Origin of the sequence: Veillonella sp. R32, assembly GCF_010093125.1 — a bacterium.
GTDB lineage: Bacteria > Bacillota > Negativicutes > Veillonellales > Veillonellaceae > Veillonella_A.
Genome location: NZ_NMZQ01000009.1, coordinates 1 through 16,107, shown reverse-complemented (window position 1 = coordinate 16,107; position 16,107 = coordinate 1). Strand labels below are relative to the sequence as shown.

Here is a 16,107-nt window from a genome sequence, read left to right as displayed (position 1 = left end):
GGTATTAAGGAAAAGGTGAATCACATGAAATTAGTTGTAACTGTAGTAGGGATAGACCGAGTGGGGATTATTGCTCGGGTAGCTACCGTGTTAGCCGAAAATAATGTAAATATTGTATCCATTAATCAGACTATTTTAGATGGTATCTTTAATATGATTATGATGTGTGAAACAGAAGAACCAACAGCACTTCAAAAGGTGCAAGAAGCATTAACTGTTGAGGGGGAACAGTTAGGTGTTCAAATTAAGGCACAACATGCGGATATATTCCTTAGCATGCACCGCGTAGGGTAGGTGGTATTATGTTAAGTATTGAGAATATTATTGAAACTAACCAAATGATTCGTGACAATAAATTGGACGTGCGTACCATTACTATGGGGATTAGTCTTCTAGGCTGTGCGGCTTCAGATGGCAAGACTCTTTGCACGCGCATTTATGATCACATTACTAAAGAAGCTGAACATCTAGTGGCTACTGGCGAAGCCATTGCTCAGGAGTACGGAGTGCCTATCATTAATAAACGGGTGGCCGTTACGCCAATTTCTCTCGTGGCAGCGGGCAGTGATTTAAAAAGTTATGTACCCGTAGCAGAAGCGCTTGATAAAGCGGCTAAAGCAGTAGGGGTTAACTTTATTGGTGGGTTTTCTGCTCTCGTTAGCAAAGGCTATACAGAAGGCGATCATCGTTTGATTGCCTCTATTCCAGAAGCGTTGGCAACGACTGACTTAGTGTGCAGTTCGGTAGGGATTGGCTCTACTAAAGCAGGCATCAATATGGATGCTGTTGCTGAAATGGGGCGAATTGTAAAACAGACAGCGGAGCTAACAGCAGACCGTGATGCATTTGGGTGTGCTAAGCTTGTCATTTTTTGTAATCCTGTCGAAGATAATCCTTTCATGGCAGGAGCGTTCCATGGTGTCACAGAAGGTAATACAACGATTAGCGTTGGTGTCAGTGGTCCAGGGGTTGTTAAGCATGCATTAGAAGCTGTGCGCGGACGACCTTTTGATGAAGTGGCCGAAACGATTAAGCGTACGGCCTTCAAGATTACACGCGTTGGTCAATTAGTGGCTCAGGAAGCCTCACGGCGATTAGGTAAGCAGTTTGGGATTATTGATTTATCACTAGCTCCTACGCCTGCTGTGGGTGATTCCGTAGCGCATGTATTAGAGGAAATGGGTATTACCTCCTGTGGGGCTCATGGTACAACAGCAGCCTTAGCGTTGCTTAATGATGCTGTCAAAAAAGGAGGCCTCATGGCTTCTTCTCATGTAGGTGGTTTAAGTGGTGCCTTTATTCCTGTTAGTGAAGATAAAGGCATGATTGATGCTGTTTCTGTAGGTAGTCTAAGTTTAGATAAGTTAGAGGCGATGACTTGTGTATGTTCGGTAGGGCTTGATATGATTGCTGTGCCAGGAGATACATCAGCGGCTACTATTTCTGCTATTATTGCCGATGAAGCAGCTATTGGTATGATTAATAATAAAACGACTGCCGTTCGTCTTATTCCAGTACCTGGTAAAACAGTAGGGGATATGGTTGAATTTGGTGGTTTATTGGGATATTGCCCAATTATTGAAGTAAGTCCGTTTGGGGCAGAAGAGTTCATCCAACGAGGTGGACGCATTCCAGCACCTATTCGCAGTCTTACAAACTAAGGACAAGCACGAGGAGGTGCAGTAATGACGGTGTACGTGTGGGCATTCATAATTGCTTTAGTCATTACGTATGCGATTACACCGCTGATTAAAAAGTTGGCGATTAATATTGGGGCTATGGATAAACCAGATGCGCGTAAGGTGCATCATGGAGCCATACCTCGCTTAGGTGGCTTAGCCATCTATATTGGCTATATGGTTTCCGTTATTTATTCCGTAGATGATTTAAGCGCTGAAATGGGGCTCTTAGTGGGCTCGCTCGTTTTAGTTGCTGTAGGTATATGGGATGATGTGAAACAAATCGGTCCTAAAACAAAATTGACAGGCCAAATTTTAGCGGCTGCTGTAGTCGTGGCCTTTGGTAATCAAGTAGAATTTATTACTAATCCTTGGGGGCATGTCTTTTATTTAGGCATCTTTTCGATTCCTTTGACTATCTTTTGGATTGTTGGGTTTACCAATATTGTTAATTTAATTGATGGGTTAGATGGCCTGGCAGCAGGAATTTCGTTAATTTCCTGTATGGCTATTTTTACGGTGCTATGGCAAATGGGACAGGTAGATTTGGCGTGCATTGCCTTAGCTTTAGCCGGTGCCGCTTGTGGTTTCTTGCGCTATAATTTTAACCCTGCTAAGATTTTTATGGGCGATACAGGCAGTATGCTGTTAGGCTATACGATGGCTACTATTTCAGTGATGGGGGCTGTTAAAACAGCGGCTACTATTTCCTTGGTAGTCCCTGTTATTGTATTAGGCTTGCCTATTTTAGATACGACCTTTGCGATTATTCGTCGTAAAATTAATGGGCGGCCAGTGTTTAAACCGGATAAAGGTCATATGCATCATCGTTTATTGGCCTTAGGCTTATCACAGAAACAAGCTGTATTGTTGATGTATGCCGTAACAGCTTTGCTAGGCTACGTAGCTATTTTATTAGCGAAAGTAAATATTTTAGTTGGCATTGCCATAGTGTTAGCTATTTTGTGTATTTGTGTGTTTATTGCTACGAAACTTGGTATGATTGCTAAGGATGAAGTAGTAGTTAAGGAAAAAGCAGTTACAAATAGACGGTAATCTACGAGCGCTTGTACGGATTGTACAGGCGCCTTCCTAGCATACAGGGATGATATCTGTGGGCTAGCGATTTATGGGAGGTAATGTATGTTAAAAGTAATGACAGTCTTTGGAACAAGGCCAGAAGCGATTAAAATGGCACCTGTAGTGAAAGCATTGGAGGCGGCTCCTGACATGGAGGCCATCGTAACCGTTACCGCGCAACATCGGGAAATGCTTGATCAGGTATTAGATTTATTTGCTATCACTCCTGACTATGATTTGAATATTATGAGTCAAGGTCAGACTTTATATGATGTGACAACTCGTGCCTTAGAAGGTCTTAAAGATGTGTTGACAGAAGCGAAACCAGATGTAGTATTAGTGCATGGTGATACAACGACAACCTTTGCTGGTGCCTTGGCGGCATTCTATCAAGAAATTCCAGTAGGGCATGTAGAAGCTGGTTTGCGGACGGGTAATATTTATTCGCCATTCCCAGAAGAAATGAATCGTAAATTAACAGGCTCTTTAGCTACCTATCATTTTGCCCCTACATCTAGTGCTGAGAAGAACTTGATGAAGGAAAATGTTAGTTCTGCCCATTTATATGTGACAGGTAACACTGTTATTGATGCTTTACAAACGACGGTTAAGGAAGGCTATCAATTTGAAGAAGAGTTACTCAATACATTAGATTATAAAAATCGTCGTATTGTGCTAGTAACGACACATCGTCGTGAAAACTTAGGGGAACCTATGCGTCATGTGTACAAAGCAATCCGCCGTTTAGTGGATGCTTTTACCGATATTGAAGTAGTATTCCCTGTCCATAAGAACCCAAAAGTACGCAGTATTGTTAAGGAAGAATTAGGCGATGTAGCGCGGGTGCATTTAATTGATCCTTTAGAATATGAACCGTTTGCTAATTTAATGGCTCGCTCTTATTTGTTGATGACTGATTCGGGCGGGATTCAAGAAGAAGCGCCGGCTTTAGGTAAACCCGTGCTTGTATTGCGCAATACGACGGAACGGCCTGAAGCGGTGACAGCTGGTACGGTTCGCTTAGTAGGAACTGATGAAAATACAGTATATGATACGGCCCATCGTTTGTTAGCTGATAAAGAAGCTTACGATGTAATGGCTAATTCTGTAAATCCATATGGTGATGGTATTGCTTCACAACGTATTGTAGAAGCCTTACGATATGAGTTTTTGCAGAGCGGTAAGAAGCCAAGTCGTTTTGGATACTAATATATAGTAGTAATGTTGACTTAGATAGTAGACTTACTAATGAAATAGGCTTGCTGAGTATACTGGGCGAGCCTATTTTGATGGTGTTAGTTATATTAATTTATCCAAAAAGGGGTAAATTTAGGCTTCATTATTCTTGTCAGTCATGAATGAGTTTCGTTGCAGTAATCGGAAATTTGTATTACAGTGATTATATTTTTTGATTATTGGATAGTGTGTATAAGGGTGTATTTCTAGTTAAACTCTTATAGTATAGCGTTTTGTATACATAGATAAAATTCGTTGTTTAGTTGGCACGTACATTGAAATTTATAATGAGTGGAAAAATATAGAAATAATACTTGTTATAGCTGCATTGGCTAAAGTAATGACAAAATGTTATAATTTAGTGAATGTTGGATTTGCCCAGTTCATGCTAATTCATACAGTGTGATTTGTGGCGTATCTTAGTAGTCAACAAAGTGTAGGTGATGCTATGAAGCGACTGGATCCCACAACGTTAAAAGCTTTGAATGTAGCTTTGTCAGCCGGTTTTTCTTTGCTGGTATCTATTTTAGGTTGTTTAGCCATTGGGCGCGGCATAGATTATCTATTTGGTGTATCGCCGTGGGGCACTCTAATCGGAGGGATTGTAGGAGGTTTGGGAGGTTTATACTCTCTATATCTGAGAGTCGTTTCCTGAAAGGGGATAAGACATGGCGGATTTTGTTGAATTTATAAAGCGTATGTCAGCCTATTTATTCTTTACCACCATTACGATTATGTTGTTATTGGAAGTATTAGACTATGAGCAGTATATTCTAGGGTGGCTTTGGGGCTGTGGGATAAACTTTTTATATTTATTGATTTTAGGGCTGTGGATTTATCGAGTTCGTCATAAAGATATTCGAGTTATTGAAAGGGCAACCAAAGCTGGCTCAGCTGTACGACTTACCTTAGTTGCGTTTGGGACTATATTAGCAGCATTTCTGTTTGATAATTTCCCTTTTGTGGCGTATATGATAGGTCTATTAGCTTGGCGGCCATTATCGATTATAGAACGAATTCGTTATAATATGCAGCATGGTTGGAACAGTTTAATTTAGTAAATATTCACAAATATTAGATAAATAGTAGCTAAAATTCGTGAAAGGAGGTGAACCTTATGGAGTTACATACCGGTAACCATACCGTTGTTCACATGTGGGGCATGGCATTTAATATGGATACTTTATATATGACTTGGATTGTATTTGGTATTCTTATTGTCATTGCCTTTTTTGCTACACGACAAGTTAACATGGTTCCCACAGGCGTTCAAAATGTTGTGGAATTTATATTAGAAGCTATTGGCAATCAGTTGAAGGGACCTTTAGGTAAGCACTTTAATAAGGTAAGTTCGCTACTATTTACATTCTTTTTCTTTATCTTAGTAAGTAATGAACTGGGATTAATACCGAGTCCACATATCTTGGTATCGCCCACTAATGACTTAAATACGACCTTAGGGCTGGCACTGGCTAGTTCCTTTAGTATTTGGGTTATTGGGGCGCGTATTAAAGGGCCTGCTTACTTTAAGCATTTTTTTCAACCGTTTGCCGTTTTCGTAATTTTCCATCTTATGGAAGAAATTTCTAAACCGATTACCCTTAGTTTCCGTCTATTTGGGAACATTGTAGCCGGTGAAATTGTATTGGAATTGTTAAATGGTTTGGCGCCGTATTTAACACCTATTATTTGGATTGTATTCAGTCTATTTGTTGGTGTTATTCAAGCCTTCGTATTTACTATTTTAGTAACATCCTACTTAGGTATGGCAGTTTCAGAAGAGCATTAATCACCATAGTTTTACAATCTAATTACGTTCAGATTAGATAGTATTAATTACATTTTTAGGAGGAATTTTATTATGGAAAAAGCAATCTTATTGTCAGTGAGTGTATTCAGTGCTTGTTTAGTAGCTGGTTTAGCCGCATTGGCAGCTGCATTCGGTGATGCTTTGGCAGTTCGTAAAGCATTTGAAGGGATGACTCGTCAACCTGAGATGGCTGGTAAGATTATGACTAATTTATTTATTTCCATCGGTTTGATTGAATCTATTCCAATTATTGCAACAGTTATTGCCATCGTTCTTGTATTCACGGATGTAGTTATTGGTAAACTATAATTAGATGATTTTTAAATTGAACGAATACAACAAGGCAAGTTATAATTCCAAGTTTAAGAGGGGGTTACGCCGTTGGTAGAAATAAACGGTACATTGCTGGTTCAATTTATCAATTTCTTTATTTTAGTGGCGATTTTAGCGAAATTTGCGTTTAAACCTTTAGTGGGCGTTATGGAAGCACGCCGTAAAAAAATTGAAGGCGATTTAGCGAATGCGCAAGCTACTTTAGATGCCGCCGAAGCAACTCGTAAAGAGTATGAGGCGCAATTAGCAAATGCTCGTAAAGAAGCACAAGCGATTGTTGAAAAAGCAGCTCAGTTAGCAGAACGTAATACGCAAGCTCAAATTAAGGAATTAAAAGAACAGCTAGTACGTGAAAAAGAAGAAGCTCGTAATGAAATTGCCCGTGAACAAGCCAAAGCATTAGAAAAAATGCGTGAAGATATGGTTACCTTATCAGTAGCTATTGCTGGCAAACTTGTGGCTAAAAATATGGATAGTCAAGCTAATGTGGATCTTGTAAAAGAAGCGATTGCTAAGCTTGACAGTAAAGCATTAGGGTGATTGGTATGAGCGAAAACATTGTAACAGAAAAATACAGTACCGCTATCTTTGAATTGGCGCAGGAACAGCAAATCCTTGAACAAATGGAAACGGATCTTTCCTACGTAAAAGAAGTTATGGATACGCAACCTGGACTAGGCACATTGTTGTTGTACCCTGCCCTAGAAGCACAAGCCAAATGTGATATATTGACCAAAATTTTTGGCCAAGCGATTCATAAAATGGCACTAAATACTTTGTATATCATGGTAAAACGAGGGCGTATACGGTATATTCAGGCTACCATTGCAGAATTTATTAATAAGGCACGGGAAGCTCGTGGTATATTTGCAGCCACCGTTACAGTGAGTCAAGCTATGCCAGAAGAAGTATATACACAATTGGCAGATAAATTAAAAGCAATTACGGGTAAGCAATATGTTTTTACCATTAAAGTAGATCCAACGATTGTTGGGGGACTAATTATTCAAATTGGCGATACACGTATCGATGCTAGTGTATTGCGTCGCATGGATGATTTGAAAAAGCATTTGCTTAAATCCGATACAACAGAGATTGGGGTGAATGGTTAAGTATGAAAATGAAGCCTGAAGAAATTACTGCCATAATTAAACAGCAGATTCAGGACTACGATGTGGAACTTAACGTTGATGATGTGGGTACTGTGCTTGAAGTAGGCGATGGTATTGCACATATTTACGGTCTTGAAAAGGCCATGGCAGGTGAATTATTAGAATTACCTCATGGTGTATATGGTATGGTACAGAACTTAGAATTAGACAATGTAGGGGCTGTACTACTAGGTAATGATTTTTTAATTAAAGAAGGCGATCAAGTACGCCGTACTGGCCGTATCATGCAGGTACCAGTAGGTGAACAATTAATCGGTCGTGTAGTTAATGCCTTAGGGCAACCAATTGATGGTAAAGGGGCTATTACGCCTGAAGGCCATCGTCCTATTGAATATCCGGCACCAGGGATTGCTGACCGTAAATCTGTATTTGAACCATTACAAACAGGTTTAAAAGCTATTGATGCTATGGTTCCAATCGGTCGTGGGCAGCGTGAATTAATTATTGGTGACCGTGGTACGGGTAAATCGGCCATTGCTATTGATACAATCTTGAACCAAAAAGGACAAGATGTTATTTGTATTTATGTAGCTATTGGTCAAAAAGAATCCACCGTAGCACGTGTAGTACAGAAATTACAAGAAGCAGGCGCTATGGATTATACCATTGTCGTATCTGCCGGTGCCTCTGAAGGGGCACCAATGCAATACATTGCGCCATATGCAGGCGTTGCTATGGGTGAACATTTCATGTACCAAGGGAAACATGTACTTTGTGTATATGATGACTTATCTAAACAGGCAGCAGCGTATCGTGCCATGAGTTTATTACTTCGTCGTCCACCAGGACGTGAAGCATATCCTGGTGACGTATTCTATTTACATTCTCGTTTATTAGAACGAGCTGCTAAATTATCTGATGAATTAGGTGGCGGTTCGATTACAGCGTTACCAATCATTGAAACACAGGCTGGTGACGTATCGGCCTATATTCCTACGAACGTAATTTCCATTACGGACGGTCAGATTTTCCTTGGCACAGATATGTTCTATTCGGGCATTCGACCAGCCGTTGACGTTGGTTTATCCGTATCTCGTGTAGGTGGTAGTGCTCAGATTAAAGCGATGAAACAAGTAGCTGGTAAATTACGTCTTGACTTAGCACAATATCGTGAATTAGCAGCCTTTGCTCAGTTTGGTTCTGATCTTGATAAATCTACGAAAGCACAACTTGATCGTGGTGAACGTTTAACTGAAATGTTAAAACAACCACAGTACTCGCCATTAAAGGTAGAAGAGCAAGTAGTGTGCTTGTATGCAGGGATTAATGGTTGCTTTGCTACCATTGAAGTAGCCGATGTACCAGCCTTCCAGACTGAATTACTGCGCTATGTACATGGCAATTATAGTGAAATTCTTACTAATATTGCATCGTCTAAGAAATTAGATGAGGCGACCGAAGAATTGTTAATAAAAGCCATTAAAGAATGCATTGCAGCTTTTGGCGAATCCCATCACTTAATTACCGAGGAGGCGTAGGCGATGAGTAGTGCACAAGATTTGCGTAAGCGCATTAAAAGTGTGTCTAATACGCAGCAGATTACGAAGGCCATGAAAATGGTCGCGTCTGCTCGATTGCGCCGTGCACAGACCAAAGCCAAATCTACAGAACCATATGCAGAAAAACTAGGCCAGATTCTTAAAAATGTATCCAGTACCTTAGATAGTGAAAAATTAGCTACCTATCCACTCATGAATGTGCGCGAAGTGAATCGTACATGTTACATTTTGATTGGTGCTGATAAAGGCTTAGCCGGTGCATATACAAGTAATTTAATTAAATTTTTCGGACATGCAACAGAAGCAAAAGAGGCTTCTACGTTTGAAACGATTACAGTAGGTCGTAAACCAACGGAATATTTACAATACCACCATTATGGGTTGACTCATTCTCATGTGGGCTTTTCCGATAAACCTGAATATAGCCATGCACGTCAAATTGTGCAAGAAGCAACGAAGCTATTTTTAGAAGGCACTGTAGATGAAGTAATTTTGATTTACACACATTTTGTTAACTCCTTAACACAGAATGTACAAAGTCTTAAATTACTGCCTATTGAAATGGAAGGTCATGTAGAAGGTGAGTTAAATGACTTATATATTTACGAACCAAATGTAGAAGCCATTTACGATCAATTGTTACCTAAATATTTAGAGATTACTATGTATAATGCATTATTGCAGGCTTCTGCTAGTGAGCTTGGTGCTCGTATGACGGCTATGACGTCCGCAACCGATAATGCAGGTGAATTAATTAGTACATTGAATTTGGAATACAATAAATTACGCCAAGCTGGCATTACAAACGAAATTTCGGAAATTGTGGGCGGCGCGAATGCCTTGCAATAGGGTAACGACAAAGGAGGAGAGACCTCTTAAATGAGTAATAATATAGGTAAAGTTGTACAGGTCATTGGGCCAGTAGTTGACGTTCTTTTTACGGCAGGGAACTTACCAGCTATTTACAACGCAATTCATATTAAAAAGACAAGCGAATCCGGTAAAGAAGAAGTGATTGTAGTAGAAGTTATGCAACACTTAGGGGACGACACGGTTCGTGCCGTTGCTATGAGCTCTACCGATGGCCTTACTCGTGGTATGGAAGCAGTTGATACAGGAGCTGCTATTTCTGTACCAGTTGGGGATGGCGTGCTTGGCCGTATTTTTAACGTGCTTGGTGAAACAGTGGACCATGATGATACGCCTGTTAAGGCTTCTGAAATGTGGCCAATTCACCGTCCAGCACCTAAATTTGATGATTTAGCTCCAGAAACAACAATCCTTGAAACGGGGATTAAAGTTGTTGACTTGATTGCCCCTTATGTAAAAGGTGGTAAAATCGGTCTATTCGGTGGTGCCGGTGTAGGTAAAACGGTATTAATTATGGAATTAATCCATAATATTGCTACAGAACATGGTGGTTATTCCGTATTCTCTGGTGTAGGGGAACGTACTCGTGAAGGGAATGACCTTTGGAATGAAATGAAGGAATCGGGCGTTATTTCTAAGACGGCTTTAGTATATGGTCAGATGAACGAACCACCAGGAGCTCGTATGCGCGTAGCTTTGACTGGTTTGACTATGGCCGAATACTTCCGTGACGTACAGAAACAGGACGTATTGTTATTCGTTGATAATATTTTCCGTTTCATTCAGGCCGGCTCTGAAGTATCCGCCTTGCTTGGTCGTATGCCATCAGCCGTAGGGTATCAGCCAACTTTGGCAAATGACGTAGGGGCTCTTCAAGAACGTATTACGTCAACTAAAGAAGGGTCTATTACATCGGTACAAGCAGTATATGTACCAGCCGATGACTTAACTGACCCAGCGCCAGCAGCTACGTTTGCGCATTTGGATGCTACGACTGTATTATCTCGTTCTATTGCTGAAATTGGGATTTATCCAGCGGTGGATCCACTAGATTCCACTAGCCGTATTCTCGATCCATTAGTATTAGGCGAGGAACATTACAAAATCGCTCGTGGCGTACAAGAAGTGTTACAGAAATACAAAGATTTGCAAGATATTATTGCGATTCTTGGTATGGAAGAATTGTCTGAAGACGATAAATTAACAGTAGCACGGGCTCGTAAGATTCAACGTTTCCTCAGCCAACCATTTTTCGTAGCAGAAGTATTTACTGGTTCGCCAGGGAAATATGTACCATTAAAAGAAACCTTGCGTGGTTTTAAAGAAATTTTGGAAGGTAAACATGATAATTTACCTGAAAATGCATTCTATATGGTAGGCACGATTGATGAAGCGGTTGAAAAAGGAAAGGAATTGTTGGAGAAGGGGGAATAATTCATGAGTAGTGGTAAAACTATGCATTTGAATATTATCACCCCAGATGCGACCGTTTATTCCGGTGACGTTAGCTTTGTAGTAGCCCGCACAGAAATTGGTGATTTAGGGATATTACCACGTCATGCGAATTTAGTAGCTGCTTTAGAAATTGCACCGCTACGCCTAGATAGTGCGGATGGTAAAAAAACATTTTTAGCGAACTTTGGTGGTTTCTTAGAAATTAAGGATAATGTTGTCACCGTTGTTACGCCAAATTGTGAATTACCTGAACAAATTGATGTGGAACGAGCACAACGGGCGAAAACGCGGGCCGAGGAACGTTTACAGAGTAAAAATGCTGATATAGACTTTCAACGAGCTCAATTAGCATTAAAACGTTCGTTACTGCGTTTGGACATTAAAAAGAAAATGGGTTAATGATAGAGACTGTCTACTCCCTATTCCTTGTGAAAGGGGCTAGGCAGTCTTTTTGTATTGTGTATACAGTGGACAAGTTTATAGTTGTTGTTTGAAGTTCGTTATAGCTTTAGGCTATAACGAGCGATGATATGTGAAGGCTGTTACGTATTAATACCCTAGATTATATATAGGATTAAAGGCTGTATATGTTTAATAGCTGATACATATTTGTTTATATGTAGTAGACTGACAATGTCTATTTACAGAAGACTGGTGTAAAAAGTGTGTTGACAGTTTTTCTTGCCACTGGTATAGTAATCACATCGATACAACATCGATAACAGACAAATACAGAATCGACGATGAAGAGATAAGTATTCGCATGGCGTTGGCACAGAGAGTCCCGGTAGGTGGAAGGGGATGCAAAAGACTGCGAGGAAAATGGTCTTGGAGTATCCGAGGTGGAATGCGTAAGCTTTAGTCTCGGCGGATGCAACCGTTATAATGCCACAGTATAATCTTACTCATTCGTAAGACGTACTGGCTGAGGGTTAGGCTGTGAGGCCTAGCTAAATCAAGGTGGTAACACGTTTATAACGTCCTTGTTCACAGTTGTGAATAGAGGATGTTTTTTTATACCTGTATTTGTTTATTACAGCGAAACAAAAGAGGTGAGAGACCTTTTGGAGTAGCTAAGCTAATAACGAGTTTTACACAAATGCTTGAGAAAAGAGAGAGACAATTAGGGGTTTGAGAAAGTAGAGAGTTTAGGTATAGGGGGGAGGCGACATAGTAAATGCCCATAACGGTAGTGAAAGATTTGCCAGCGATTGATAGACTGGCGGAGGAAAACATATTCGTCATGGACACGGTAAGAGCAGAAGCGCAAGATATTCGACCACTACAGATTTTAATTGTAAATCTGATGCCTACAAAGGAAATTACAGAAACGCAAATCTTGAGAGCCTTAAGTAATACACCATTGCAGCTTGATATTACCTTACTACATATGGTAACGCATAAAGCCGCACATACCTCAGAGGATCATCTAAGTTCGTTTTATCGAACCTTTGATGAAATTAAAGATCAGTACTTTGATGGGATGATTATTACAGGGGCGCCTATAGAACTAATGCCATTTGAAGAAGTGAATTATTGGCAAGAGTTGACTCAGATTATGGCGTGGAGTGAGGATCATGTGTACTCAACCTTGTACATTTGTTGGGGTGCACAAGCGGGCTTATATTATCACTTTGGCATCGATAAAGAATTATTACCTGAAAAACTATTTGGGGTTTTTGAAAATGAAGTGTTAAATACACAGCCTATGTTATTGCGTGGTATGGATGAAGTATTCTACATGCCTCATTCACGGCACACCACCGTTCCTATTGATAAAATTAAAGCCAATAAAGACTTGGAAATATTAGCGGCTTCAGAAAAAGCAGGCGCTGCGATTGTACGAAGTCTAGACAATAAACATATCTTTGTTTTTGGTCATTCTGAATACGATAGAGATACCTTGCAACGTGAGTATGAACGTGATATTGGTCTTGGCCTTGATATAGCGGTTCCTGAAAATTATTATCCTCAGGATGATCCAAATAAAGCACCTATCGTGCGTTGGCGATCAACGGGAACGCTGTTATTTACTAATTGGCTCAATTATTATGTATACCAAGAAACACCATATATTATTGAGCAAATAAAAAAGATGAAGCAAAAACGACTTCATCGTGCTTGAGTTAATTTTTAAAATTAAAATATAGTATCTTCAATGATAGCGTAGCTGGAGAGATACACCGTGTAAATTGAGAGATTAGGTATTGTCGGCGTGAGAAACCGACGGAGAAAAAGGAGAGATTTTATTATGAGCAACAACAAACAGTACAAATTCGAAACAATTCAATTACATGAAGGTCAAGTAATCGACGAAACAGGGGCCCGTGCGGTGCCAATTCACCAAACTACTAGTTATGTATTTAAAGATGCACAGCAAGCAGCTGACCGCTTTGCTCTTCGTGACCCAGGTGCTATTTATTCCCGCCTTGGCACACCAACCAATGATGTGCTTGAAAAGCGTGTAGCTGCTTTAGAAGGTGGGGCCGGTGCTTTATCCGTTGGTTCTGGTTCAGCAGCTATTACCTATGCGATTGAAAACGTAGCTGGTGCTGGCGATAATATTATTGCTGCTTCCACATTATATGGCGGTACATACAATTTATTTAGCTCTACACTACCACGTTTTGGTATTACTACTAAATTTGTTGATCCTGATGATTTGGCAGCGTATGAAGCGGCTATCGATGATAAAACGAAAGCTATTTATATTGAATCCATTGGTAACCCAAATATTAACTTGATTGATATTCAAGCTGTAGCTGATATTGCTCATAAACATGGCATTATCCTTATCGTAGATAACACCTTTGGTACACCATACCTCATTCGCCCAATCGAACATGGTGCTGACGTAGTTGTTCACTCGGCTACTAAATTCTTAGGTGGTCATGGTACTACAATTGCTGGGGTTATCGTAGAAAGTGGCAAATTTGATTATAAAGCAAGTGGTCGTTACCCTGATTTTGTAGCTGGTGATATTCACTATAATGGTCTTGTATATGCAGATTTACCAATTCCATTTACAGTAAAAGTACGTGCTCAGTTGCTTCGTGATACAGGAGCTGCTTTAACACCATTAGCTGCTTGGTTAATTCTCCAAGGAATTGAAACGTTATCCTTGCGTGTAGAACGTCATGTAGAAAATACGCGTAAAATCATTGATTTCTTAGTAAATCATCCTAAAGTAGCTTGGGTTAACTATCCAGAATTAAAAGATAGCAAATATAAAGCGTTAGCTGATAAATATTATCCAAAAGGGGTTGGCTCTATTTTCACCTTTGGTATTAAAGGTGGTAAAGCTGAAGGTATTAAATTTGTTGATGAACTTCAAATTTTCTCCAACCTTGCTAATGTAGGGGATGCTAAATCCTTAGTCATTCACCCATCCAGCACAACCCATGCACAGCTTAATGAAGAAGAACAAAAAGCAGCGGGTGTAACACCAGATATGATTCGTATCTCCGTAGGGATTGAAAATGTGGAGGACTTAATCGATGACTTGGCACAAGCTTTGGAACACGTATAAACAAATCACAACTATTAAAAATCCATATGCCTATACAGAGTATTGGTGGTATTAATAGCATATAGTTGATGTAAATAGGTGCCTGTTAGGTAAGGACTGATGAATAGCCTTCTAAAGGTTCATAGCTAACAGCGCCTATTAACATAGGTATGAAAAAGGCTGTAACCTTAGGGCGGATTAAAATCCGTTATAGGTTACAGCCTTTTGGTATGTTTTACTGTATTAGCTTATAGGTTTGCGGTAGAGTCTTTTTTGCGAATGGGCATTTCTAATAAGCACAAATCGACTTCTTGATCATTAGTGTATAAGGTCGTATCTAATAAACAAGTATCGATGATATCGCCAGCTAATTCATAGCCTTCTGCATCAAGCCAGCTATATAATTCTTCAATATGTTTCGTGTCGTAAGGCATACCATATTTATAAAGACAAGCATATAAACCGGCGGGTAAGGTAGCCGTATGAAGCCCTGGTAAATCCATAAGGGGAACAAAAATACAACTACCCGCACCTTTTAATGGTTGTCCGTTTATAACGCTGTCTTTAGGAAAGAAAGAACCAAAACCCGCTGAAGGTAAGAGTTGCCCTTTAAATAATTCATGCCATAGATTAACCAAGGTAAGACTTAGATTTTCACGGTTAATGGGTTCAATATACTCTTTATAAATAATTTGCCGTTCACTTCGTTTGGTGATAAATGGCGTGTGTACTGGTTGAGCCGTTACTTCACGCGCATCTTCAAGTAATTGAATTTGTTGGCTTACACGTTTTTCGATAATGGATAAGCGTTCAATTTCAGCTTGTACAGTAGCGCGATGATTTTGCAATAAGGCAATCGTATTATCTAATTTATTATCATGTACGCATTCGGCAATATCCTTTAAGCTAATGCCTAGGTTTTTTAAGAAGCCAATCTTGCGCATAAAAGGAATTTGTCGCTTGCTATAATAACGAAAACCTCGTTTATTAGTATACATTGGTTTGAATAGACCAATTTTGTCATAATGAATTAAAGTTTGACGGCTCATACCATGTAATTTTGCCATTTCACTAATTGAAATTAATTTTTCCATATCCCGCTCCCATGCTTTTATTTTGACAACTTTTATCACTTGTTATAAATATAATACTACAATTATACTACTGTATGATAGGTATACATCAAATAGAGCATTTTGTTTTATCGTTTACCTAGGGATTCTTTGTGAGATTTGACAAAAGTAACTAAAGGTCTTGACTTAAAGCTTACTTCAAGTATTACAATGAAGAAGAACTAAGAAGGTAACCGCCATATTCTATGTATTGCGGCTTGATAAGCATATTGTGTTTTGATAGACATCGGTTAATGTCGTTTTTTATAGACTTATATTAAGTATATTTTGATAGACCTACATTAATCACGTTTTGATAGGTCGGGATTGATTAGATAGTATAAAATATTTTG

At 39.6% G+C, this 16,107-nt stretch carries 17 protein-coding genes and 1 other annotated feature; of the genes, 16 read left to right on the top strand and 1 reads right to left on the bottom strand.

What is annotated here, in order from left to right; translation table 11 throughout:
• Nucleotides 1–24 precede the first annotated feature (24 nt).
• The 16 genes from VER_RS02360 (at nt 25) to VER_RS02285 (ending at nt 14,663) form a co-directional block, all read left to right on the top strand.
• Nucleotides 25–294: an ACT domain-containing protein gene (locus VER_RS02360; RefSeq protein WP_162099289.1), complete on the top strand. Its 270-nt coding sequence runs from the start codon at nt 25–27 to the stop codon at nt 292–294.
• Between the two features lie 8 nt (nt 295–302).
• On the top strand, nt 303–1,661 hold the full coding sequence (locus VER_RS02355) for a PFL family protein (RefSeq protein WP_162099288.1): 1,359 nt from the start codon (nt 303–305) through the stop codon (nt 1,659–1,661).
• A 24-nt stretch (nt 1,662–1,685) separates the two neighbouring features.
• On the top strand, nt 1,686–2,735 hold the full coding sequence (locus VER_RS02350) for a glycosyltransferase family 4 protein (protein WP_162099287.1): 1,050 nt from the start codon (nt 1,686–1,688) through the stop codon (nt 2,733–2,735).
• 87 nt (nt 2,736–2,822) lie between these two features.
• Complete coding sequence (gene wecB / locus VER_RS02345; RefSeq protein ID WP_162099286.1) at nt 2,823–3,968, top strand: non-hydrolyzing UDP-N-acetylglucosamine 2-epimerase; 1,146 nt, start codon at nt 2,823–2,825, stop codon at nt 3,966–3,968.
• 475 nt (nt 3,969–4,443) lie between these two features.
• Nucleotides 4,444–4,650 carry an AtpZ/AtpI family protein gene (locus VER_RS10500; RefSeq protein WP_162099285.1) on the top strand — a complete coding sequence of 69 codons (207 nt, stop codon included), beginning with the start codon at nt 4,444–4,446 and terminating at the stop codon, nt 4,648–4,650.
• Between the two features lie 13 nt (nt 4,651–4,663).
• Nucleotides 4,664–5,053, top strand: coding sequence for a hypothetical protein (locus VER_RS02335; protein WP_162099284.1), 390 nt, complete (start codon nt 4,664–4,666; stop codon nt 5,051–5,053).
• Nucleotides 5,054–5,112: 59 nt separating this feature from the next.
• Nucleotides 5,113–5,784: a F0F1 ATP synthase subunit A gene (gene atpB, locus VER_RS02330; protein WP_115310382.1), complete on the top strand. Its 672-nt coding sequence runs from the start codon at nt 5,113–5,115 to the stop codon at nt 5,782–5,784.
• Between the two features lie 72 nt (nt 5,785–5,856).
• Nucleotides 5,857–6,114, top strand: a complete 258-nt coding sequence (atpE, locus tag VER_RS02325; RefSeq protein WP_115310381.1) for a F0F1 ATP synthase subunit C — start codon at nt 5,857–5,859, stop codon at nt 6,112–6,114.
• 72 nt (nt 6,115–6,186) lie between these two features.
• Nucleotides 6,187–6,678 carry a F0F1 ATP synthase subunit B gene (atpF, locus tag VER_RS02320; RefSeq protein WP_162099283.1) on the top strand — a complete coding sequence of 164 codons (492 nt, stop codon included), beginning with the start codon at nt 6,187–6,189 and terminating at the stop codon, nt 6,676–6,678.
• Nucleotides 6,679–6,683: 5 nt separating this feature from the next.
• Nucleotides 6,684–7,250: an ATP synthase F1 subunit delta gene (atpH, locus tag VER_RS02315; RefSeq protein WP_162099282.1), complete on the top strand. Its 567-nt coding sequence runs from the start codon at nt 6,684–6,686 to the stop codon at nt 7,248–7,250.
• A 2-nt stretch (nt 7,251–7,252) separates the two neighbouring features.
• The gene (gene atpA, locus VER_RS02310; protein WP_162099281.1) at nt 7,253–8,788 is read left to right on the top strand and encodes a F0F1 ATP synthase subunit alpha; all 1,536 of its coding nucleotides are present in this window, start codon (nt 7,253–7,255) and stop codon (nt 8,786–8,788) included.
• Nucleotides 8,789–8,791: 3 nt separating this feature from the next.
• Nucleotides 8,792–9,658, top strand: a complete 867-nt coding sequence (atpG, locus tag VER_RS02305) for an ATP synthase F1 subunit gamma (protein WP_162099280.1) — start codon at nt 8,792–8,794, stop codon at nt 9,656–9,658.
• Nucleotides 9,659–9,688: 30 nt separating this feature from the next.
• Nucleotides 9,689–11,113 (top strand): F0F1 ATP synthase subunit beta, encoded by a 1,425-nt coding sequence (atpD, locus tag VER_RS02300; RefSeq protein WP_162099279.1) that lies wholly within the window; start codon nt 9,689–9,691, stop codon nt 11,111–11,113.
• A gap of 3 nt (nt 11,114–11,116) precedes the next feature.
• Complete coding sequence (locus VER_RS02295) at nt 11,117–11,533, top strand: F0F1 ATP synthase subunit epsilon (RefSeq protein WP_162099278.1); 417 nt, start codon at nt 11,117–11,119, stop codon at nt 11,531–11,533.
• Nucleotides 11,534–11,868: 335 nt separating this feature from the next.
• Nucleotides 11,869–12,122 (top strand) — a binding site (T-box leader).
• A gap of 189 nt (nt 12,123–12,311) precedes the next feature.
• Entirely contained in the window at nt 12,312–13,259 is a 948-nt protein-coding gene (gene metA, locus VER_RS02290) for a homoserine O-succinyltransferase (protein WP_162099277.1), read from the top strand.
• 126 nt (nt 13,260–13,385) lie between these two features.
• Complete coding sequence (locus tag VER_RS02285) at nt 13,386–14,663, top strand: O-acetylhomoserine aminocarboxypropyltransferase/cysteine synthase family protein (protein WP_162099276.1); 1,278 nt, start codon at nt 13,386–13,388, stop codon at nt 14,661–14,663.
• 227 nt (nt 14,664–14,890) lie between these two features.
• On the opposite strand, the gene VER_RS02280 is transcribed toward VER_RS02285, so the two are convergent.
• Nucleotides 14,891–15,736, bottom strand: coding sequence for a MerR family transcriptional regulator (locus tag VER_RS02280; protein WP_162099275.1), 846 nt, complete (start codon nt 15,734–15,736; stop codon nt 14,891–14,893).
• Nucleotides 15,737–16,107 lie beyond the last annotated feature (371 nt).